This is a genomic window from Lentibacillus sp. CBA3610, assembly GCF_013373365.1.
In the GTDB taxonomy this organism is placed as follows: Bacteria; Bacillota; Bacilli; order Bacillales; family Amphibacillaceae; genus Lentibacillus.
In genome coordinates this window covers 896,322-918,718 of the sequence record NZ_CP035925.1, presented here as the reverse complement: position 1 = coordinate 918,718, position 22,397 = coordinate 896,322, and the positions used below count along the sequence as shown (strand labels likewise).

Genomic DNA, 22,397 nt, shown 5'->3' with positions numbered 1-22,397 from the left:
TGCCATCTCCTTTACTGATTCTGGGCCGGATTCGAACGAGTTTCATTCACCAAGTGAGTGATCTTTCCGTTAATTTGTCTGAATCCATCTTCATTCAGAAGATAACATCGGCTGTCACCAATATGCGCAACAGCAGTAAACGTTTCCGTGCAAACGGCGGCTACGACTGTTGTCCCCATACCTGCACATTCTTCATTTTCCTGAGCATGCTCCAATAACGTGCGATTCATTTCCTGCATATTCTCTTTTAACCAGGTTTCTGTTGTGTCAGCTAAATCGAAGGTGTCCGCTTCCTCCCATTTACCCTGAATAAACGATGTCGCCATTTGGCTGGCTACATCCCCAGCCTGATGACCGCCCATACCATCAGCAATAACTGCCAGCATCTGACCTGACTGATTATAAAATATTCCGCCGGCATCTTCATTATGATCCCTGATTTGTCCCTGGTCTGTCTGAAAATGTCCTCTCATCTTTTCACCTCTCAACGGTAAACAGTTCGTTTATAACGTGTACAAATGGTTATACGCGTTTTATCCTAGTCATAAAAAACCCGTCAGTCGAAAACGTTTGTGGAAATAACTGCAAACCGATTTCAGAACATCCTGGTGAAGCTTGAATCATGGCCGGTAATTGTTCAAAAAAGCCTGGGTCTACAATAAAATTCGGGTTTCGTGCTAAAAAATTCTCTGCTATGTCATCATTCTCTGTTTTATCAACAGTACAAGTACTGTATATCAACAATCCGCCCTTTTTCAATAAAGGGGCCACATGATCCAGTATATCAGCCTGAATCCGAGCTAAACGTCCAACATTATCTTTCTGCTTATTATATTTAATGTCCGGTTTCCCGCGTATGACACCGAAGCCTGTACATGGGGCATCGATTAAAATCCGGTCAAAGGTTTCCTTTTCATGTTGTTCCTGCAATTTCCGCGCATCACCAACTTTAGCATCAATAATGGTTAAATCCAGTTCCGCAGCTTTCTTTTGGATCTGTTTGGCTTTCTTTGCATGAAGGTCATAGGCATTGATGGAGCCTTCATTTTCCATTTTCTCCGCGGTATGTGTCACTTTACCGCCTGGCGCACTGCAGGCATCCAGCACAGTCATACCGGGATCTGCATCAAGCATTTCTGTTACCAGCATTGAACTTTGATCCTGAATGGTCACATAACCTTGCTCGAAAAGTCTTGTCCGCAAAATATTCCCGTGATCAATAACAACGCCTTGATTGGAAAAATCAGATTTTCTTGTTTCAAATCCTAGTTCGTGAAGCTCGTCCATGACTGCTTCGCGGGTGATCTTTAGCGGCTGGATTCGGATGGATGATGGTTTTCTTTCCAGATTTGCATGACACATATCATATGTTATATCAAAACCATACATGTCTATCCAGCGTTTGACAAGCCATTCAGGGTGACTTGTTTCAACCGCAAGCCGTTCTGCCTTATCGGGAATAACCGTTGTATCCGGAATGCCTTTTCGCTGGAGACTCCTGAGAACACCATTAACAAACGAAGCAATTCCTTTATGTCCACGATGTTTGGCAATTTCAACCGCTTCATGTATGACAGCGTGATCCGGTACTTTGTCCAAGTATTGCATCTGATAGACAGACATCCGGAGCAGCATACGTACCCAGGGCTTTATCTTTTTCCTTATATCCACGAAACCCTCCAAATAATAGTCCAGGGTTAACTTGCGCTGGATAGTGCCATAAACGATCTCTGTCATCAGTGCTTCATCTTTCGGTGGTATGTTTCGTGATTTGATTTCGTGATCAATCAATAAATGACTGAAACCGCTGTCCTGTTCAATACGTACAAGCAAATCAACGACTGCTTCTCTTACCTGAAAATTTTCCATTTAATCACCCATTACAGTACCAGTCTTAATCCTATCAGGAGATCCTTGCAAATATTGTTTGACTGTCATCCGCTTTTTGCCTGCCGGCTGGATCTCTGTTATCCGGATTCCTTTTTGGTTACCGCAAACAACCACAAAAGCTTCATTATCAATGATTTGAACAATTTCTCCGGGTGTGCCCTGATAGGTGTTATCATCCATTTCACCCCACCAGATTTTCATGACATTACCATCATGTATCGTGAAGGCAACCGGCCAGGGATGAAGTCCCCTAATATGATTATAAATATCATTATGTGCGTTATGCCAATCTATTTTTTCCTGATCACGTTTTATATTAAAAGCAAATGTTGCAAGACTTTCATCCTGACTGACAGGTGCGATTTCCCCGGAAAAAATGTCAGGTAATGTGCCGGTCAAAAGACTGGCTCCGGTTTGGGATAATTTATCGTGTAACGTCCCAACATGATCACTGGCAGCAATTGACACAGTCTCCTGTGCGATAATATCACCGGCATCGAGTTTCTCAGCCATATACATAATCGTAATACCCGTTTCCTGTTTCCCTTCCAAAATGGCATAGTGAATCGGAGCACCGCCTCTGAGCTCAGGCAATAGTGATGCATGAACATTAATACAGCCGAATTCAGGAGTGTCAAGCAGTTCCTTTGGCAAAATTTGACCATAGGCTGCTGTTATGATGATATCAGGTTCATAAGCAAGAATTTTTTTATATTCATCTTTCAGTTTTTTCGGCTGCAGTACAGGAATATCATATTTTTCCGCCGTCTCTTTAACAGGCGGCGCGGTGATGATTTTTTTCCGGCCTTTAGGACGGTCCGGCTGGGTTACAACCAAAACAAGTTCATGCTCTGTCTGCATAAGTGATTCAAGAATTGGCACTGAAAAATCAGGTGTCCCCATAAAAACAATTCGTTTCATCATTTGCCGCTCCCTTCTTTTTGGTTGTTTTCACATGACTCTTATCGTAAATTTTGTTGCTTTGTTCATAATTGATACAAACTGCGACATACTGAAAAACTTGAGTGTAATGACACCGCTTCGGAAATACGCTCCGTTAGTGTTGACTTTCTGTACATTGAATGTTCTCTCGCTATGACAGAACACGACGCTAAGCTGCGGAAAACACGACACTTCTGCAGGAAAGGAACTGTCTGAAGACCCCGCAGCGGCGGTTTTTGCGAGCGAGGAGGCTTGAAGCGTCCCCGCGGAAAGGGAGTGTTTTTCCGCAGCGACGAACGAGCACCCAACCCCGATAGACTGGAGGTAGGCTGGTTATGTCACACTATATGGCTACATTAACTGATATGGCTGCATATCAACTGTTATTTGTAAATCGTTTTTACGTACCTCATCATCAAATTGCTGGATGATTTTTTTGATTAGTCGTCTTAAGTTGGGTTCGTGCTTGTATTTTATCATGCATTGATAACGATATCTATCTTTCATCCGGGCGATTGGTGACGGTGTTGGTCCGAGAATAACTGTATCCTCCTGAACATATTTCCATAAACTTTTCACGATCTGTTGTGTCGATTGCACTGCTGTGACATGATTCTGATGAGAAACCGTTATTAATGTCAAAAACACAAATGGCGGGTATTGAAATTTTTTGCGCACTTGCATTTCCTGCTTATAAAACTGCAAAAAATCATTACCTGCTGGCAAGTCAATACCTGTAATGTTCCGGTGTATAAGTCCTGGACGATGACTTCACCGGGCAATTCATGTCTCCTGCCCCGTCCGCTCACCTGTGTCAGGAGCTGAAATGTTTTTTCAGAAGAGCGGAAATCCGGCAGGTGCAGCATAGAATCAGCCGTCAACACACCGACAAGGGTTACATTTTCAAAATCAAGCCCTTTTGCAATCATTTGAGTCCCGAGCAATATATCCGCTTCTTGATTGGCAAATTGGTTAAGCAGTTTTTCATGTGCTCCTTTTCGTCGTGTCGTATCAACATCCATTCGCAAAACCCTTGCTTCGGGAAGGAGCTGCGTTAACGCTTCCTCTATACGTTGTGTACCTGTCCCAAAAAAGCGGATCAGATCACTGCTGCAGGAAGGGCAATACATCGGCATTGTTCTTCAATAGGAGCAGTTAGTGACATTTAAGCTGATTATGTGTTTTGAAATGTCAGGGGCGATATCACAATGCGGGGCATTCTTTCACATGACCACATTCCCGGCACATGACAAACGTTGAGTACCCGCGCCGGTTTAATAACAGGACAACCTGTTCACCGCGATTGATGCGCTGCTCCATATTTTCTTTTAGACTTCGGGAAAACATCGAACGGTTTCCCGCATGCAACTCTTGTCGCATATCTACAATATCAACTTCAGGCATCGCTTTCTCATTAGTCCGTTTAGTCAAGGTGCCCAGCTTATAGACACCTTTTTGTGCTCTTGCATAGGACTCCAATGTCGGTGTAGCACTGCCGAGTAAAACAGGACATTGGTGGTATTCCCCGCGGTGAATAGCTGCATCACGCGCATGATAGCGTGGCTGGTCTTCCTGTTTATAGCTGTTTTCGTGTTCCTCATCAATAATGATAATACCCAGATTTTCAAACGGGGCAAAAACAGCTGACCGGGCACCTACCACGACTTGTACCTCTTTACGGTGGACCCGCCGCCATTCATCATATTTTTCCCCGTATGATAAGGCACTATGTAAGACAGCAACATTGGATCCAAATCTTCCCTTGAATCGTTTGACCATTTGCGGTGTCAACGAAATTTCCGGGACCAGCACGATGGCTTCTTCCCCTTTATCGATAACATCCTGGATTGCCTGTAAGTAGATTTCGGTTTTTCCGCTGCCGGTTACACCATGCAGCAGGAACACATCATGCCGGTTCTCCTTTATATCTTCTTTTATCGGTTCAATAACTTCCTGTTGCTGCTGTGTCAACTCCAAAGCCGTTGTTTGTTCAAATGCATTATCATCATACGGGTTTCGGTAAACTTCCTTTTTAAATGATGCAAGCAGTCCTTTATCCAGCAATGCGTTGATAGTGGACCTTGTTGTCCCGAACATTTTCAGAATATCATTAAGCTCTATTTCATCCGGCTGATCAACAAAGTGAGCAAGAATTTCTTTTTGTTTGCGGGCTTTATTGGACATATCTTCAAGTGCTTCTGCAAGCATATGTACCTCGCATGCAGGTTTCAGATAAGTAACGTACTTTGTCGTAACGCGTGATTTAACCAGATAGTGAACAGCAACATCACCATCCTGGATCGCCTTTTGTACCTGATAAAAACTAACCTGGCATTCGCCAGCTCTTTCAATATGATACAAAATCCCTCCGGCAAAAAGTGCTTCAAGCTGCCCGGGAAGGAGATCACTTGTCAACCGCTCCCAGTTTCTTTTTTATAATTTGGCCTTCAGTACCTGGGGAGCATGGCCTGATAAGCGGTAATATACAAACTTAATGTCTCCTCTGCCAGCCATTTTACCCAGAATCCAGCATTCTCCAGTCAAAATTGGGGTCAAATCAAGTATGTCGCTGATATCTTTTAAATGATCGAAGGAAGATTCGCTGACCCGCTCAACGACATAGCCCATTATCTTCCTCGGACCAAAGGGAACAATGACACGCATTCCTGGCTGCAGCATCTCCTGAAACCGCTCAGGTATCCGGTAATCGAATGTCTGGTTAATCGAACTGGCGGGAACATCCACAATCACTTTCGCAATATTCACTTAGCCTCATCCTTCATATCACGGGATATTAATAAAAATATTTCGTCAGCGATTTCCTGTTTTGACCTCAGTGTAATGTCCTCTTTCTCCTGTGATTTATTGATATATGTCACCATGTGTATCACCGGCAAATCCAGCCCTCAGCTGCGACATTTATTAACAATGATGGCATCCCAGGTTTTTCTTTCTGTAATTTGGCTATGCCATACTCGACAGGATCCGTTGTCTCAGCTGCAAATCCCGCCAGAAATTGGTGCTCTTTTATGTCACCGAGTGACTGCAGAATATCCTGTGTCCTCTCCATCTCCACATGCCAATCATCAGACTGTTTCTTCATTTTTTCCTCATGAATTTGCTTCGGGCGGTAGTCAGCAACAGCAGCAGCTTTAATAACAATATCATTTGCCGGAAAGTGCTCATGCATCGCTTCATACATGTCTTTGGCGGTTACAACATCAATCCGTTTTATCTGTTGGTTTTTGATCTCCAGACTGACCGGACCTGCCACCAAGGTAACCTCTGCTCCCAATTCAGCCGCTCTTTCAGCCAGTGCAAAGCCCATTTTGCCTGACGACCGATTCGTAAAAAACCGCACAGGATCAACTTGTTCCTGTGTGGGACCAGCAGAAATCAGGACTTTTTTGCCTGAAAATAAAGCATTACGATCCTGGTGCTGATCAACTACTTCAATAATGGTTTCCGGCTCTTCCAATCTCCCTTTACCGACATATCCGCATGCCAGATAGCCGGCTCCGGGCTCAATGAAATGGTAGCCCCACGAATCCAGCTGCTTCATATTTTCCATGACGGCTGGATGTGCGTACATATGAACATTCATGGCCGGCGCAATATAAACACTGGATTGTGTCGCAAGCAGCACAGTTGAAAGCATATCATCAGCTATTCCGCCCGCTAATTTTCCGATCAGATTGGCTGTTGCCGGTGCAAGAATTGTCATATCAGCCCAATCGGCCAAATCAATATGCGCAACTTTACTCGGGTCCTTTTCATCAAACGTATCGATATGGACCGGGTTTCGTGATAAAGCCTGGAAAGTCAGCGGGGATACAAATTTTGCTGCGTTTTCTGTCATAATGACTTTCACGTCCGCACCTTGCTGCGTTAACTTACTCGTTAAAGCACACGCCTTATATGCTGCTATCCCACCTGAAACACCCAGTAGTATATTTTTATTCTGAATCATATGGCTTCCCCCAGATTATTTGAATATTATCAACGATACCTTTGAAAACCTAAAAATCAGACCCCCGCAGGTGAAGAAGGCGCGAGGGTCATCAGGATTAATCATTATCTTCTTTTACATATAGCTTATCCGCCATGATTTCTTCAAGGGCCAACCCGACATATTTGTTTGATTTCGGTTCATCCACAAGTACTTCTTTATCCTGTTCCCTGATTTGTCGGGCCCGTTTGGCAGATATTGTGACGAGTGTGTACTTGGATTTAATTTTTGTTTGTAGATCATCAATGGATGGCTCCAGCATTGACATATTATTCCTCCTTCAATAACTGTTTATATTGATTTGCAATTCGCTCACGCTTACAGTGTTCACTTTGAATGATTGATTGAATTTTGGTGACGGCAGCATCGACATCATCATTGGACAACCAACATAATCATAATGCATCCATCATGTCAATCTCATGTTGGCCTCTTTCAACCGCTCCCAGCACTAAATCCTGTGATTCCGTTCCCCCGATCTAAAATCCTGTCTTTCAACTCATCCAAACTGGGCGGGAACAAAAAGATTAAAAACCCCTTCCCGGAAATTCTCTTTCACTTGCATTGCTCCCTGCACTTCAATTTCAAGAAATACGTCCTGGCCTTCAGCTAGTGTATCTTCCACATATTTTCGCGGTGTGCCAATAATATTATTGACAAAACGAGCATATTCAAAGCTGACCCGCTTCAATCATTACGCTCAATTCTTCCATTTGTTTTGTAAAAAATAATCAACACCTTCAGCTTCACCGGCACGTTTTTCCCTGGTAGTCATGGAAATTGAATACGCCAAGTCGTTTGCCCGGTTGAATAGTTCTTTTCTGACCGTTCCTTTACCGACACCTGAGGGCCCGGATAATATGAATAGAATGCCATTTTCAATCAATCAAAAAACGTTTTCCTCCTAAGTTATTCTCATCTAAAACTTCTTTCGTGACTGATGACACGCTGTCCACAGTTTCCGGCTGTAACAGCTGACAGCACAACAATAATCACTAATCCGTTATAATAACAGCCGTGTCCGTCCGTCCATAAGTCATCCACTAATTTATTATGTCACGTGCTACTGTAATAATTCGTTTGATCGGAGCTGATTCCGGTGACACAATCGAAATAACCCGATTGGCCGAAACGACATTCCCAAAACCTATATTAATTAATCGTAAACTCAAATTGGCTCCCCCTATGTGACTCACTATTATTCTATGTAATTATAGAATCCATTATAGATTAAATAAACACCCGAATACAACCGTTTACTTCTAAATCTGGACTTATTCTTTGATTTCGGACCTTTCCGAAAGGCTTTTTTCGTAAATTTTGTTTGCCCTAAGATATTTGAGTACTGTGATACCGCCTCCGGAAATACAACTCCGCTTTCCGCGGGCGGCTGTGCCCTCCTCGTGGCTCCGTCGTGTTGCAAGACTTTGCGGAGAAGCAGCACTCCTCGCAGAAAAGATGCTGGCGCACTGCGGGTCTCCACTATGCCTATCCTCCCGCTGGAGTCTCCGTGTATTTCCTACGCTGGTGTTGACTTTCTGTACATTGAATGTTCTCTCACTATGACAGAACACGACGCTAAGCTGCGGAAAAATACGACACTCCTGCGGGAAAGGAACAGTCTGAAGACCCCGCAGCGAGCGGTTTTTGCGAACGAGGAGGCTGAAGCGTTCCCCGCGGAAAGGGAGTATTTTTCCGCAGCGACGAACGAACACCCAACTCCGATAGGCTGGAGGTAGCCTGGTTATGTCGCGCTATATCGGATTTTGTGTCAAAAAGATCAATATACTAGAAAACGTCCCCGTCGTTCACTCATATGCCTCATTTTTCAAGGCCGCTTCAGCCAAAGCATATAAAAAGCTGTGACAACGGCAAGCAGCCTAATTATAACAATTTAAGTTAAAAAATAAAAACCCTTCTATCGCAGAAGGGCAATGTCATAATTATTTTTTGGAAAAGCCAAAGAAAACGCTTGGGAGGAAACTTAAGGCCAGAACAAGCATCCAATCCCTGAACCCTAAGGCCGTTGTATGGAAAATAGGCTGTAATGGTTCCCAGTAAACGACAACCAGCAGTAATAAAACAGACGACAGAACAGCAAGCACCAGATATTTATTTTCAAATGGATTCCGGGCAAAAATGGAATGTTCGCTCCGGCAGTCGAATACGTGAATCAATTGAGCGATAACCAATGTCGTAAACGCAATGGTTTGGGCATAAATCAGATTTTCCGGATTTCCCTGATAAGCCAGCATGAATGCGATGAGTGCCACAACACCGATCAAAATGCCTCGGCTGATGACTTTAAATCCAAGCCCTCTGGCAAAAATGCCTTCTTTTGGATTCCGCGGGCCTCGTTTCATCACATCATCTTCTGACTGATCCAATCCAAGTGCCATGGCCGGCAATCCGTCGGTGACCAGATTCACCCACAAAATCTGAACAGGCACAAGCGGCAAAGGCATGGCCATTAGCATAGCCAGCAGCATTACTAAAATTTCACCGACATTGGATGCCAATAAATAACGGATAAATTTCCGGATATTTTCATAGATGTTACGGCCTTCGATAATCGCTGATTTAATGGTGGCAAAATTATCATCCATTAAAACGAGCGATGACGCTTCTTTCGTGACATCCGTTCCGCTTTCACCCATGCTTATGCCAATATCACTTGCTTTAATAGCCGGGGCATCGTTAACACCATCACCTGTCATGGCTACAATATGACCTTCATCCTGGAATGCCTTCACAATTTTTAATTTATGCTCCGGCGTAACTCTTGCAAAAACATAAACCTGATCTATTGTTTCGCGAAGCTCTGTAACTGACATATGATTTAATTGTTGTCCATTCAAAACCATCCCGTTTTCAGGAAGCAGATTCAGTTCTGTTGCGATTGCACGTGCGGTTTTTTCGTGATCACCGGTAATCATGACTGATTTTATGCCCGCTTCACGAGATTCCTGTATAGCCGATTTAACTTCTTTTCTTGGTGGATCCATCATGCCGTACAAGCCAATCAGTGTTAAGTCTTTTTCCAGGGTTGCCGGATTCAGTGATTCATCTTTTGCCAATGGCTTCATAGCAATTGCCAATGTTCTAAGCGCTTTATCCGCCATAATATCAACAGCCTGATCCATTCCCTGTTTATCGTCAGACCGCATCAACTGCCTTCCTTGTTCCTTCATGATGTAATTTGATCGTGGCAGCAGAACGTCCGGTGCCCCCTTTGTAATCAAAAAACGCATTTTATTTTCATCTTCTATTACCATGCTCATCCGCTTTCGGTCGGAATCAAACGGCAGTTCTTTTATAACATGGTAATTTTCATGTATCTGATGCGACAGGCCAAGCTTTCGGGCAGCAACGAGCAGCGCCCCGTCTGTCGGGTCCCCATCAACTGAATACTTCCCCTTTTTGACCATCAGGGACGCATTGTTACATAGCATTCCATATAAAAACATCCTATCCAGGTTGGGAAAATCCCTGTCCACTTTATCGTTATTTAAAAAAACGTTACCGCTCACATCATAGCCATCACCTGTAACGTATAATGTCTTTCCATTCAAATACACTTCTTTCACCGTCATTTGATTTTCCGTCATCGTGCCTGTCTTGTCTGAACAAATAACCGATGCACACCCCAGCGTTTCGACGGCCGATAGTTTTCGGACGAGTGCTTTCTTCCTGATCATCCGCTGAACGCCCAATGACAACGCAACTGTTACAATGGCCGGCAGTCCTTCAGGGATTGCAGCTACTGCCAGTGACACACCTGCGAGAAACATATTGTACACCGGATGACCCTGATAGACACCGGCCAACACAACTAATGCAGTCAAGAGCAGCGCCACAGCAATCAGAATTTTACCCAACTCAGCAAGCTTATGCTCAAGCGGTGTGGTTGTTTTCTTCGTTGTAACCATTAACGAAGCAATCTGTCCCATTACTGTATTCATACCGGTACCGACGACAATACCTGTCCCGGAACCGCGTGTGACTAATGTACTCATAAACCCCATATTCACTTGATCCTGGGCATCAAGCTTGTCCCGTGTAATGCTTGTGGCATGTTTCATAACCGGTAATGATTCCCCGGTTAGTGCTGATTCTTCTGTTTCCAGACTGTTGGACCTGGTTATTCGAACATCTGCCGGAATCCGGTCACCACTGTTTAACCGTACAACATCCCCTACTACCACTTCCTGTGACGGGATTTTCACCCATGCCCCATTTCTTAAGACGTTAGCAACCGGTGCCGACATTTCTTTCAATTTTGCAAGTGAGTTTTCTGCTTTTTGCTCCTGAAAATACCCGAGAAAACCATTCACAAGTACGATGATCATAATCGCTATGGCGTCGATGTATTCCCCCAGCATACCTGCGATTAAAGTAGCGGCAAGCAGAATCAGCACCATGAAATCCTGAAATTGCTTCAAAAAAGTCAGCCACTTGGATGTCTTTTTCTCCGATTCCAGACGGTTTGGTCCATATTGCTGCCAGCGCTGATTCACTTGCTTATCTGTCAGGCCCTGTTTTGTTGTAACATGCAATTTTTGTTCGACCACATCTACGTCCATCTGATACCATTTCATCCAGCATTCCCTCCAGATTCTTTTAGAAAACTTGGCTTATCGTCAGATCCTTATGTCAAAAGTCTATGCTGACTGATGCAGATAGGAATATGTCACGGCTTGCTATCTGCCGAAAAGAATCAATTTGAACGTCACCTATATACCAATATCTATGCAGACTTGTCCGGAAAAATGCTATAATGAAACCCAAAAAGGATAAGTGTACGAAAAAATGAAAGCTCGCATGAGGTTAGTCCCATGAATTGCAGGGCACCTGAGCTGGAAACAAAAAGCAGGAGAAGTGATTGTATGCCATTCGATGGAATTGTTACCCGAGCTGTTACACACGAGCTAAATGAAAAAATGATACCCGGAAAAATCACAAAAATATATCAGCCTACAGAAACAGAACTGGTTTTCACGATACGCAGCCAAGGGCAGAATCATTCACTTCTGTTATCCATACACCCTGTATATGCTCGTATGCATTTAACCGAAAACACCTATAAAAACCCGAAAGAGCCACCCATGTTTTGCATGCTGTTAAGGAAATATTTATCAGGTGCGGTCATTGATTCGATTGAGCAATATGGTATGGAAAGGATTGTGACGTTTTCGGTTCAATCGCGCAATGAAATCGGGGACGTGGCAACTAGAAAGCTGGTTATCGAACTTATGGGCAAGCATAGTAATGTGATGCTGGTTGATGGCGAGAAGGGGCATATTCTGGATAGCCTGAAACATGTTTCGATTTCACAAAATCGGCACCGGACCATTTTGCCGGGTCACCAATATATACTTCCGCCGAGCCAGAACAAACTGGACCCTCTGGAAATTGATAGTGAAACGCTGATACGTAAATTGGACTTCAATACCGGGAAATTGGCCATGCAAATCGTCGGTACGTTGGTTGGTTTCTCACCTTTTATTGCCAAAGAAATCGTCCATCAGGCTAAGCTGGGAGCAATCGAAACGTATCAGGAAAAATTTGCAGACTTACAAAAACTTATTAAAGAACACCACTACACACCTGCCATTTACCAGAATGGAAAAGAAGACTTTCATGTCCTGGGGGTTACGCACACAAACGGTGAACCGGAAACGTTCACTGATACAAATGCCATGCTGGATGCCTTTTATTCGGGTAAAGCTGAACGTGACCGGGTGAAGCAGCAAGCAAAAGATTTATACCAATTTATTAAAAATGAAAAAGACAAAAACACACGAAAACTGAAGAAACACGAAAAAACACTTCAAAAAGCGGATAATGCGGTAACATATCAACGGCTGGGTGAGCTGTTGACAGCTAATATGCATCTGGTCAAGCATGGGGATGACACAGCAACAGTCATCGATTATTATGATCCCGAACAGAACGAAATCACCATTGAACTGAATCCGAATAAGACGCCAAGCGAGAACGCACAAAGTTTCTTTAAAACGTACCAGAAACTAAAGACATCAAAGGAAAAAGTCCAAACTGAAATAACCAAAGCCAATAACGAAATTACGTATTTCGAACAACTGCTGCAGCAAATCGATACAGCACGTGAAGCAGATATAGAAGAAATCCGGGATGAACTGCGGGAAGAAGGCTACTTAAAGAAACAAAAGCAAGGCAAACATAAAAAGAAACCAGCCAAGCCAAGTCCGGAAAAATTTATATCTTCAGATGGCACGGTTATTCTAGTCGGCAAAAATAATAAGCAAAACGAATACGTCACGATGAAATTGGCTAATCGCGATGACGTCTGGCTTCATACGAAAGATATACCGGGCTCTCACGTCATTGTCCGCTCCAAAGATCCAAGTGAGGAGACATTGTTGGAAGCAGCCCGACTGGCAGCCTATTTCAGTCGATCACACCAATCATCATCTGTACCTGTTGATTACACAAAAATAAGACATGTAAAAAAACCAAATGGTGCAAAACCGGGGTTTGTCACCTACGACAACCAGAAAACATTGTTCGTGACGCCTGAGAAGGCGTTAGCTGAAAAATTAAAAGACGGATGACCTTTTGATAGATCATCCGTCTTTTTTATATCCTATTGCCTTAGCTGGGTTTTTCGACTGCCTTAGGATTTAACGTTACATCGATATTCCCGCGTGTTGCCTTCGAATATGGGCAAGCTTGATGTGCATCCTGAGCCAGTTCCTCTGCTTCTTCCGGGTTAACTCCTTCAATCTCTATATTCAGGGTGACCGCTATCTTAAAGCCGTCATCTTCCGGGTCTTTCATAAAACTGACTTCCGCAGTCGTTTCCGAATCAACCTTTTTATTTTGTTTTGATGCCACAAGATGAATGGCACTGTCAAAACATCCTGAATATGCTGCCGCGAACAGTTGTTCAGGATTGGTACCCTTCGCATCTTTATTGTCTGAAGGGTTAACCAAATCAAAATCGATTATCCCGTCAGATGATCTCACGTGTCCGTCACGTCCGTTTTTTGCTGTCGCTTTTGATGTGAAAATAACGTCACTCATGTCTTATCACTCCTTTAAGTATCTCTTATAAGGTATTTTCCTTATTTGTACAGGTTTTAAACACTTAAAGGAATTTTTGGTCCAACACTGCCGATAAAAATTGGTCAACTTGCGGCAAATTCCGTACACCTTCCTGATAACAGACCCACGTATCACGGGTGACAGAATTGCCGTCAAGCTGGAGCGGAATATGCGGGTAATCTTCCATCATGCCCTCAGAAACACTTTTCGGAAGCACAGCCATACCCAGCCCTTGCTGCATAAATTGCTTACACGTTTCAATCTGATCAACATGAAGCATTTTAATTGGCTGGATCTCTTTCTGATGATGGTAAAGCCAATTGTCAACAAGCTCATGCATACTGTCATCACTCTTGAATGAAATCAGCGGCCGCTCCTTCAGTTCATCGGTTGGAAATGGCTCAGTATCAAACATATATAACGGATCTTCAAATAACAATTCGCTTACCGTTTCTTTTAACTTTTCGCCGCGAATAATGCACACATGATAGTTTTTATGTTCCCGTTTGATGTCTTCACTGATTCCGGTTACCAAGTCAATCGCAACTTTTGGAAATTCATTTGTATAATCTCCTAGAATTGATGGCAAAAAGCGCTGACTGACTAAGGATGAACATGCGATTGACAATGAGCCTTGGACCTCACCGCTTGACTGGGCGAGTGCATTCTTAATTGCCTTTTCTTCCTGTATAACCTTTTTAGCATGATCCAGAATCAATTCACCAGCAGGTGTGAGCACAAGGCTTTTTGAGGTGCGAATAAAGATCGCCTCACCAAAATAATCTTCAATATATTTCAGACGCTGCGTTACAGCTGGCTGGGAAATCAATATAGCCTTTGCCGTACCGCGGATAGTACCGATTTCCTTCAGTTTTAAAAGCAATTCATAGTCATCTATTTTCATAGTAAAATACCCTCGTTCGATAAGTTATTATTATTTCTTTTTATTATAACGTAAAATTATGCTTATTGCTATGGATGTTTAAGGTTTAAACAAAAATAAAGCTAACCTGACAATTAAATATCAAGATCAGCTAGGAGCCTTGGACAAAAGTATTTTTATTACAGAAAATCCGAACTTAAGGTCGTGTATATAACCCGCTCCGGAAATATACTCCGCTTTCCGGGGGCGGCTGATGAGCCTCCTCGTGCTAACGCACTCCGGGGTCTCATCTAGGCCTCTGCTCCCCCAGGAGTCTCCGTATATTTCCTCCGCTAAAGTCGTTTAACGTTCATCTTTAGAACTGATTGATTTAGTTATGTCCAAGACTCCTAGATTCTTTTGATAATTTTGTCTGATACGATAAAGAAAATAAATTATTCCACCGACTGTCATAAGTGCGATTCCTATTAGCAGATAAGTAAACTTATCCGTCGCCGTATCCGGTAATGGCGAGCCACCACCTACAGTTCCGCCACTGAAAGCCTGATCAGTATCAGTATTGCCTGCTGCTTGAAAGGTTAATAGGATGTTGGTTTCAAGTCCTTGAAATTCATTTCCCAAATGTTCCGGGAATCTTATGGTAAACGTTAATTCCTCCTCACTTGATGCTGATAGATACCTTGGGGAAAGGCCGTTAAAATTCGTTAGTTTCCCGGTATATAATGCATTGTCAGAATCGGTTACCTCCAGCAACAGTTCACGAAATAACTTTTCCGAACCACCATTATTTTTAAAAGTTGTAACGTACTCGAATGCATTTGTTCCATTATTTTGTACTTTAATCGTCCTGGGCGCCCAGTCACCCGGTTTCATATTGGTAAGGTCAAACAGATAGTCTTCAGGCTTTACATTGATATCGATTACAGCATTTGATTGAGCTGCTGCCGATTGGCTTCCTTCCGATAAAAATACCGGACTGAAAACGGCCAGCAAACATATGAAACAGACCATTCTTTTCATCCTATTCCCCCTCCATCCGTTCAAGGCCGTTATTTAAGATGACAGGCTTCCGTTTTCTCCGTTCTGTTGCTGTTTTTCCATTTTGTCCGGATCGATTTCCTTCAATGCTCTCCAAATGATAAACCCGGAATAACCCAGAAGCAGCAGTCCTGGCACCAGAAGTAAAAATGCGCCATTCTGTGACTGGGAAAGATTGACCAAATAACCGAGGTACGGGATCGTGAAACCGGTATATTCCGCTACCACATTTTCGGAAAGAACCGGGTTGGAATCAGGGGCATCATTATTATCCCCTTTCGTCTGGTACATAACATGTTCCCCGTTGTTCATAACGTCAACAACACGGTGGGTAACCAGCTTTTCCGCTTCTTCCATATACGTTATGACATCACCATTCTGAAAGCGTGTCATATCACCACCGGGTTTTACAGCGATAATCGATCCTGTCTGTATATTAGGCTCCATCGATCCAGAGAGGACTGTTTTTAGTTGATAGCCGAATATTTCAGGTTTACCCCCGGATGCTTTGGCAGATACAACAATGAAAAGCATTCCGATTAAAACAGCAAACAATATGGTGGTTGCCAAGTTATTCAGCCATTTTAATAATTTTTTCCTATTGATTTTCGTCATCAGCTTCATCCTCCCTGCTGTCTTTCTTTTTTGCTGCACCGTTTACCTCATCAGTTTTGTCATTTGTCTTCCTGTTGTCTGCGTTACCCTTATTGTTTTCTTTGGAATTGCTTTTTTCTATGCCTTCTTGTTTATTAGTATCATCTGTTCCTTCTTCCTGATTGTCACTATCTTCTTCCTGATTACCTTTGTTACCGGCTTTTTCGTTTTGCTCATTTTTATCTTCCGTATTTTCAGATTTTTCCTCAGCATCTCCACTTGTTTCATCTTGTTCCTGTTGTGCTTCATTTGACTTTGACTGCTGTTTTTCGATTTCTTGTTCATTTGTTTGGTTATCGTCGATGCACGTCACCACGACTTTTTCGCTCCACGGATTTTGATGATTTCCGCTGTAATCGGGATGCTGCGAAGCTTTAAATATATAACTTCCGGTTTGTTCCGCTTCAAATGTGAGGGAGACAGTTTCCCCTTTTTCAATTGGTTCAATCGTTCCATCCGCTATTTTTTCACCATTATTCTTCGGATTTCCATTTTCAGCGTAATAAATCACATATTCAGTGGCGTTGATCATGCTGAATCCTTCATTTTTGACATCCACCTTTATTTCTTCAGGAGGGCATGCTTCAACATTCTGTATATCTGGTCCCGGAAATACAAGTTCACTTCCATCCCACCATGTGCCGGCCTGAATCACCTGCTTATCATTACTTGAAGAATTAAAATAAGCACCAGTTCCGGATGTCATATAACCGAATGTAAAGATTAAAATATAACAGCTGATCAGTAATTTACTTGTCACTATCAGCTTTTTTCTGTTTTTGAATTTCCGCAGACGGCTCATACGCAACGTAATCCCTCCCAGCATTTTTATATACATTTATAAATACAAAACTTCCGTTCTATATTTATAAATGTACATAAGGAGGAGAGTTATATCCCCTCCTAAACTTTTTATCTCAGTTCCCCGTCTTGTTGACTTGCTTCAAACGTCATGTCCAAATTCAAAGTGTCACCCTGAAATTTGTTCTGATCTTTTCCGTTGTCATGGAATTTAAAATCCATTCTGAATCGTGTTCTATCACCTGGTTCTTGATTTTCCGATAGCACAATTTCATCAAGTTCACTTAAAGGAACATTTTCCGCATATATTTCTTTTGATACTAAATCCATTATGCTCACTACAATATGATCTGCAAAATCTTCCCCATTGTTATCTCCTTGTACATCTTTAACCTTGTATTCCGTATTTAATGTTACATCCTTAAACGAAAGGGAACCATCATTATATAGACGCACCTGATGAACTTTCCAATCGCCCGGTTTCAAGTTTTCCAGGTTTAAATCAACGTTTTCTTTATCATCGACACCTTTAAGGTTTAAATCCAAAGTTCCTGCCGCAAATGTATTATTCGTTGTTTCGATATCATTAAAGTAGGCAAAGGTTCCTCCGCCAATCAAACTTATTCCTAAAACGGCAGATGCAATACCCATTCCTAATTTCTTTTTTATTCCCATAACAATAATTACCTCCATTTCAAAATTCTTTGTCGGTATTTTTAAAACGAAGGGAAGAGAATTTAACTCTTCCCTATTATTTCCCTATTATGCCGTTATTTTAATTCGCCATCTGTTTGCTTAGCATCAAATGACCACTCAAGTTCTAAAGAATCACCCTGGAATACGTTTTGATCTTCTCCATTATCCACGAATTCAAATTGGACGTACAAATCATCAGTATCACCGGATTTTAAACCACTGTCTTCATCGCCCCAACCGAACCATGCTTCAATTTGATTTTTAACAGCATCTGGCATTTCACCTTTAAGATCAGATAAGTAAGCGGAAGTAATTACATTTTCGGGATCCTGGATCAAACCGTTTTTATCAGCATTCTTCAGGAAATTCACTCGAATATGATCGCCGAAGTCTGCATCACCATTATCATCGTTAACAGAATAATCAGTTGTCAGAAGTACTTCTGAGATATCAAGGCTGCCATCATTCACGAGTTCAAAGTGACGATTCATTTTATCTCCCGGTTTAATGTTCTCGACATCAATGATTGTACTTGGATCGACTGTTAAATCCAATGTACCCGATGCAAATGTATTTTCCGTAGTTTCAACATCGTTAAAATACGCAAATGTCCCTCCTCCCACTAACGAAATGCCGAGTACTGCTGATGCAACGCCAAGACCAATCTTCTTTTTGAAACTCATTTTGTTTCCTCCTTGAGATAGAATTTTTTATTTTGAACTCTTCTGAGAGAGACAAAACCGATATGTATGAAACATTCGTACTTAATAACGAACAACAAAGGTGAATCGTATGGCTGTATCATCCTTGAGTAATGTCCAAACTCTTCCTGAATTGTTCGTTACTAAGAATTAACTGTTGTGAGCATAAGCCATTAATACATCTTTGCAAAACTTCAAATTCGGTCAAAAATACGTTATTAAGAACAATTTGCGCTCGTTATCGCCTATTTACTCATTATTTCGTACAATTCTATGTTTTTTAAGAATGAATAGTTCTATATAACGCATAAATTGCATAATATAATTTTTTTGGGGAAAATCAAGGTATCATTTTCTAAGGCATTAAACCTTTTTTCGAATACATATGATTGTTTTTTTCAGTAAATCTGTTATAATTGTTATAACATTTATAACAAGGCGGTGCTTTATGGATAAAATAAACAGGAAAGTCACTAAAGTTGGAAATAGTTATGGTATTACGTTCCCCAAAGAACTAATGAAAGAAGCCGGGATTTCCTATGGAGACAATATTCAATTGGAATCACATGATGGTGAAATTGTCTTAAAGAAAAGCCAGCAGGTACAGCTTCCTGAAGGTGTTAGTGATGATTTCTTTGAGGTTTTGGAACGGAATACCAAAAAACATGAAAAAACAATTCAGGAACTGGTCGACAGATAAATGAGATATTTAACATATACAGAAGTCGCAGCGATTAACCAGTATACCATTGAAAAATTCAGCCCTGGTGAACAAATTGGGATTAAATCACCTGAGCTATTGGATTCTGCTGTACATCGTCCACAACAATCCGCCTTTGGTGCTGATGCCTATCAAACAGTGTTTCAAAAAGCTGCAGCGTTATTTGAATCCATTGCTCAAAACCATGCTTTTCACAATGCCAATAAGCGAACGGCTTTTTTATCGTTAATACAGTTCTTGTCCTATAACGGCTATGCATTTCATATGGAAAACCAAACACTGCAAGCCGATTTTACAGTCAATGTGGTCAATAAAAAATATAGCTTTGAGGAATTAGCGGAGATAATTGAGAAAAACAGTTCACCATATGGATAACACACTCAAAAAATATATTACAATACACTTCCAATGAAAATGTGAGATCATCTTCTATCCAGTGAAGATGATCCCGCCAACCTAAAGTCCATCACGCCATGCCTTAAGCTCCTCGCTTTCATTTTCATTAATCATACCGTCACGCTTTAGCAGCCGCAATATGTCATCATAATTGGTGATGGTTTTATAATCCAGTGCGGCTTCAGAAAATAGCTCCCTCGATTTCTCCAATCCATATGTGAAAATCGCCAGAACACCAATGACATGCACACCTTCCTGCTGCAATGCTTTCACTGCTTCGATGCAGGATCCGCCGGTCGAAATTAAATCCTCAATGACGACTGCATGCTGTCCTGATTCAAGCTTACCTTCTATTTGATTCCCTTTGCCATGTCCTTTTGGTTTAGACCGAACATAAACCATCGGCAGATCAAGTTTATCCGCAACCCAGGCAGCATGCGGAATTCCTGCTGTTGCGCAGCCGGCGATAACGTCAGGTTTCCGGTCCATCGTTTCAATCATTTGAACAAATGCGCCTGCAATTTTGTCCCGTATTTCCGGGTATGACATCGTTAGCCGGTTATCACAATAGATTGGTGATCTGATTCCTGAAGCCCAGGTAAAATAATCATCAGGCCTGATCTGCACAGCTTTTATATTAAGCAGATCGTTGGCTATTTCATGACTTAATCCCATGTGCCCACTCCTTTTGCACTTTTTTCATACGCCAGCCTTTGGGATCCCCGGCATTTTTGTAATGGTCCGCCCCCACAAAACAGAATATTCAGCACCCATTATTTTCGCCGGGCATAATCCCGGTGTGGCGATTACGGTTGATCCTGGATGTGACGGTTAAAAATGGATGAACCACAAACTTCCTTAATCCTGTTCGCTTCATGGACTGAGCAAACAACACGGTCCGCCCGTTTTAAAGGCGAATTCAGAAAAAAATGGACGGGTTGTTGTCCTGTTACGCTTCCTTGTATCCCAACTCAATCATTCATGGGCATTGTTTATCCCTTTGATGTCAGGATGGTAAACGGCCATTAACTTTGGCTCGCGGCCGGCTGATGAACCAGCCGTTAATCTTCTTTTGCCACGCTGGTTCATGTGGCTTCACCAGGGCATGAACATTACCATATCAACACCAGTTCCCGCAATGTTTTTCATGGTCTTTCATTGACCGTCGTGGGAATGTCATGAAGCTTTAATCCAGGATACGTCATGATTATGCTGCTTTTTAGCGTTTCCAATCAGCCGGGGACCTTCACGGTAGAAAAGTTTCCATTCCACCTTGGACAGGACGCCGTTACAGTTCGTTCTGCTCAATAAATTCCGTGCTTCCTGCCATGCCGGAAAATCCAGTGCCAGATATATTTCCTTCATACAGCAATGCCCCCTTCCGATAGCTGCGGTTACCGAATCGAACTCATATTTTTCTAAAACATAAGGCAATTTCCGCAATGATTTCCGGGACATACATAAGGGGTTTGAAAATTCCGCCGTCCCGAACAGCTAACAGCATTCGCTCCTGCCAGCAGGATTCAATACATCTTTGCCGTTGAAATACGCCCATGCCAATAATTGGAATCGAGACATGCTGCTTCACCTCATAGATCATTGCGAAATCGCAATTTGGTTTGGATGGCACTGCCGGAAAGCCGCCCGGTTCATTAGCCAATAGCGGTTGTCGGCTGGCAGGATCAATTTGCATGCCGGTTATTCGGTATTAATCATGGACCAGACCGTCGGCGCCTGCTGCTTCAAACAGCTTTTGCCATCCCGACAATGTCTGATACATTCGGTGACAGCTTGACATAGACCGGCAGATCGCTGGCGGCTTTCACCTTTTCAGTAACTTCAGCTGCCATGTCAGGGTCAGTCCCAAATTGGATGCCCCCTTCTTTCACATTTGGACATGAGATGTTTAATTCCAATGCTTTCACGTGCAAAGCCTGTTAAAATGCTGATGCCACCGACAATATTTCTTCTACTGTACTGCCGCTATATTGGCAATGATCGGCACATCATAAGCCGCCAGAAAGAACTCATTCCGCTGTAATATTTTCCACACCCGGATTTTTGGCAGACCAATGGCGTTTTAAAGCATGCCTGATGGTGTTTCCAGCCAACCCGCGGTGTTTAATTACCGTAGCGCGCCTCTCCCGTTGCCGCCTTCATGATCACGCTCCAAGCTTATTCAAATCATAAAATTCACTATAACTCCCTTCGAATGCAAAGCCATCCTGATGCAGGCATGACAGGGATTATTTAAGCTTAGGCCGGGCAGCTTAACAGACAACTGCTTCATAACATCACCTCATCTGCTGCAAAGACCGGCCCGTCGGAGCAAATTTTACGGTAACCACCTTCAGAATCTGCGGGAATGACACAGGCAAAACAAGCGCCAACCCCGCATCCCAAACGTTCTTCAAGCGAAATCGAACCTGAATGATGTCCCAGTCTTTCGTTTACAGCCCGGAGCATTGAATCGGCCGCAAGAAAAAAAAAAAATGATCAAAGTTATCCGGCCTGGTCCAACACATCTGTCACAAACCTTGATAGCCATGCTCGCATCATCGGTCTGTTTGTTTCCCCAAG

23 protein-coding genes and 3 pseudogenes are annotated in these 22,397 nt (G+C 42.6%); 3 read left to right on the top strand and 23 right to left on the bottom strand.

Annotation, left to right across the window (positions count from 1 at the left end; genetic code table 11):
• Window positions 1-11 precede the first annotated feature (11 nt).
• From Len3610_RS20675 to Len3610_RS04590, 12 genes and pseudogenes are all read right to left on the bottom strand, one after another.
• Window positions 12-473 carry a protein phosphatase 2C domain-containing protein gene (locus tag Len3610_RS20675; RefSeq protein WP_255259797.1) on the bottom strand — a complete coding sequence of 154 codons (462 nt, stop codon included), beginning with the start codon at window positions 471-473 and terminating at the stop codon, window positions 12-14.
• Window positions 474-522: 49 nt separating this feature from the next.
• Window positions 523-1,869 carry a 16S rRNA (cytosine(967)-C(5))-methyltransferase RsmB gene (gene rsmB, locus Len3610_RS04625; RefSeq protein ID WP_176446918.1) on the bottom strand — a complete coding sequence of 449 codons (1,347 nt, stop codon included), beginning with the start codon at window positions 1,867-1,869 and terminating at the stop codon, window positions 523-525.
• Window positions 1,870-2,811, bottom strand: coding sequence for a methionyl-tRNA formyltransferase (gene fmt, locus Len3610_RS04620; RefSeq protein WP_176449550.1), 942 nt, complete (start codon window positions 2,809-2,811; stop codon window positions 1,870-1,872).
• Between the two features lie 372 nt (window positions 2,812-3,183).
• Window positions 3,184-3,510 (bottom strand): hypothetical protein, encoded by a 327-nt coding sequence (locus Len3610_RS20670; RefSeq protein ID WP_255259796.1) that lies wholly within the window; start codon window positions 3,508-3,510, stop codon window positions 3,184-3,186.
• The gene (locus Len3610_RS20665) at window positions 3,471-3,962 is read right to left on the bottom strand and encodes a helicase-related protein (protein WP_369693643.1); all 492 of its coding nucleotides are present in this window, start codon (window positions 3,960-3,962) and stop codon (window positions 3,471-3,473) included. Before Len3610_RS20665 ends, Len3610_RS20670 begins: the two co-directional genes overlap by 40 nt.
• 73 nt (window positions 3,963-4,035) lie before the next feature.
• Entirely contained in the window at window positions 4,036-5,247 is a 1,212-nt protein-coding gene (gene priA, locus Len3610_RS20660) for a replication restart helicase PriA (protein WP_255259794.1), read from the bottom strand.
• 18 nt (window positions 5,248-5,265) lie between these two features.
• Window positions 5,266-5,598: a primosomal protein N' family DNA-binding protein gene (locus tag Len3610_RS20655; RefSeq protein WP_255259793.1), complete on the bottom strand. Its 333-nt coding sequence runs from the start codon at window positions 5,596-5,598 to the stop codon at window positions 5,266-5,268.
• A 121-nt stretch (window positions 5,599-5,719) separates the two neighbouring features.
• Entirely contained in the window at window positions 5,720-6,802 is a 1,083-nt protein-coding gene (gene coaBC / locus Len3610_RS04610; protein WP_369693642.1) for a bifunctional phosphopantothenoylcysteine decarboxylase/phosphopantothenate--cysteine ligase CoaBC, read from the bottom strand.
• Between the two features lie 97 nt (window positions 6,803-6,899).
• The gene (gene rpoZ, locus Len3610_RS04605; RefSeq protein ID WP_176449549.1) at window positions 6,900-7,103 is read right to left on the bottom strand and encodes a DNA-directed RNA polymerase subunit omega; all 204 of its coding nucleotides are present in this window, start codon (window positions 7,101-7,103) and stop codon (window positions 6,900-6,902) included.
• Window positions 7,104-7,110: 7 nt separating this feature from the next.
• Window positions 7,111-7,727, bottom strand: a pseudogene (gmk, locus tag Len3610_RS04600) (guanylate kinase).
• A 29-nt stretch (window positions 7,728-7,756) separates the two neighbouring features.
• Window positions 7,757-8,013 (bottom strand): annotated as a pseudogene (locus tag Len3610_RS04595) (extracellular matrix/biofilm biosynthesis regulator RemA family protein).
• A gap of 771 nt (window positions 8,014-8,784) precedes the next feature.
• Entirely contained in the window at window positions 8,785-11,439 is a 2,655-nt protein-coding gene (locus Len3610_RS04590; RefSeq protein WP_176446917.1) for a cation-translocating P-type ATPase, read from the bottom strand.
• 288 nt (window positions 11,440-11,727) lie between these two features.
• Between Len3610_RS04590 and Len3610_RS04585 the strand changes: the two genes are divergently transcribed.
• Window positions 11,728-13,434 carry an Rqc2 family fibronectin-binding protein gene (locus tag Len3610_RS04585; RefSeq protein ID WP_176446916.1) on the top strand — a complete coding sequence of 569 codons (1,707 nt, stop codon included), beginning with the start codon at window positions 11,728-11,730 and terminating at the stop codon, window positions 13,432-13,434.
• A 40-nt stretch (window positions 13,435-13,474) separates the two neighbouring features.
• Here the strand turns inward: Len3610_RS04585 and Len3610_RS04580 are convergent, their stop codons facing one another.
• The 7 genes from Len3610_RS04580 to Len3610_RS04550 form a co-directional block, all read right to left on the bottom strand.
• The gene (locus tag Len3610_RS04580) at window positions 13,475-13,906 is read right to left on the bottom strand and encodes an organic hydroperoxide resistance protein (RefSeq protein ID WP_176446915.1); all 432 of its coding nucleotides are present in this window, start codon (window positions 13,904-13,906) and stop codon (window positions 13,475-13,477) included.
• 64 nt (window positions 13,907-13,970) lie between these two features.
• A complete protein-coding gene (locus Len3610_RS04575; RefSeq protein WP_176446914.1) occupies window positions 13,971-14,831 on the bottom strand; it encodes a LysR family transcriptional regulator in 861 nt (286 codons plus the stop codon).
• Between the two features lie 321 nt (window positions 14,832-15,152).
• The gene (locus tag Len3610_RS04570; RefSeq protein WP_176446913.1) at window positions 15,153-15,830 is read right to left on the bottom strand and encodes a TasA family protein; all 678 of its coding nucleotides are present in this window, start codon (window positions 15,828-15,830) and stop codon (window positions 15,153-15,155) included.
• A 33-nt stretch (window positions 15,831-15,863) separates the two neighbouring features.
• A complete protein-coding gene (sipW, locus tag Len3610_RS04565; protein ID WP_176446912.1) occupies window positions 15,864-16,463 on the bottom strand; it encodes a signal peptidase I SipW in 600 nt (199 codons plus the stop codon).
• Window positions 16,447-17,304, bottom strand: coding sequence for an amyloid fiber anchoring/assembly protein TapA (gene tapA / locus Len3610_RS04560; protein WP_255259884.1), 858 nt, complete (start codon window positions 17,302-17,304; stop codon window positions 16,447-16,449). Before tapA ends, sipW begins: the two co-directional genes overlap by 17 nt.
• 110 nt (window positions 17,305-17,414) lie before the next feature.
• A complete protein-coding gene (locus tag Len3610_RS04555) occupies window positions 17,415-17,978 on the bottom strand; it encodes a TasA family protein (protein WP_176446910.1) in 564 nt (187 codons plus the stop codon).
• Window positions 17,979-18,073: 95 nt separating this feature from the next.
• The gene (locus Len3610_RS04550) at window positions 18,074-18,682 is read right to left on the bottom strand and encodes a TasA family protein (protein WP_176446909.1); all 609 of its coding nucleotides are present in this window, start codon (window positions 18,680-18,682) and stop codon (window positions 18,074-18,076) included.
• 466 nt (window positions 18,683-19,148) lie between these two features.
• Here Len3610_RS04550 and Len3610_RS04545 point away from each other — a divergent pair, with 466 nt between their 5' ends.
• Together Len3610_RS04545 and Len3610_RS04540 are read left to right on the top strand one after the other, a co-directional pair.
• Window positions 19,149-19,400 carry an AbrB/MazE/SpoVT family DNA-binding domain-containing protein gene (locus tag Len3610_RS04545; RefSeq protein WP_176446908.1) on the top strand — a complete coding sequence of 84 codons (252 nt, stop codon included), beginning with the start codon at window positions 19,149-19,151 and terminating at the stop codon, window positions 19,398-19,400.
• Window positions 19,401-19,796: a type II toxin-antitoxin system death-on-curing family toxin gene (locus Len3610_RS04540; protein WP_176446907.1), complete on the top strand. Its 396-nt coding sequence runs from the start codon at window positions 19,401-19,403 to the stop codon at window positions 19,794-19,796.
• Window positions 19,797-19,877: 81 nt separating this feature from the next.
• On the opposite strand, the gene pyrE is transcribed toward Len3610_RS04540, so the two are convergent.
• From pyrE to Len3610_RS04525, 4 genes and pseudogenes are all read right to left on the bottom strand, one after another.
• Window positions 19,878-20,492, bottom strand: a complete 615-nt coding sequence (gene pyrE, locus Len3610_RS04535) for an orotate phosphoribosyltransferase (protein ID WP_176446906.1) — start codon at window positions 20,490-20,492, stop codon at window positions 19,878-19,880.
• A gap of 501 nt (window positions 20,493-20,993) precedes the next feature.
• Window positions 20,994-21,182, bottom strand: coding sequence for a beta/alpha barrel domain-containing protein (locus tag Len3610_RS20650; protein WP_255259934.1), 189 nt, complete (start codon window positions 21,180-21,182; stop codon window positions 20,994-20,996).
• Window positions 21,183-21,212: 30 nt separating this feature from the next.
• A pseudogene (locus Len3610_RS04530) lies at window positions 21,213-22,107 on the bottom strand (dihydroorotate dehydrogenase); the annotation flags it as partial.
• Window positions 22,104-22,283, bottom strand: a complete 180-nt coding sequence (locus tag Len3610_RS04525; RefSeq protein ID WP_176446905.1) for an iron-sulfur cluster-binding protein — start codon at window positions 22,281-22,283, stop codon at window positions 22,104-22,106. The pseudogene Len3610_RS04530 and the gene Len3610_RS04525, both read right to left, overlap by 4 nt.
• Window positions 22,284-22,397: the final 114 nt, after the last annotated feature.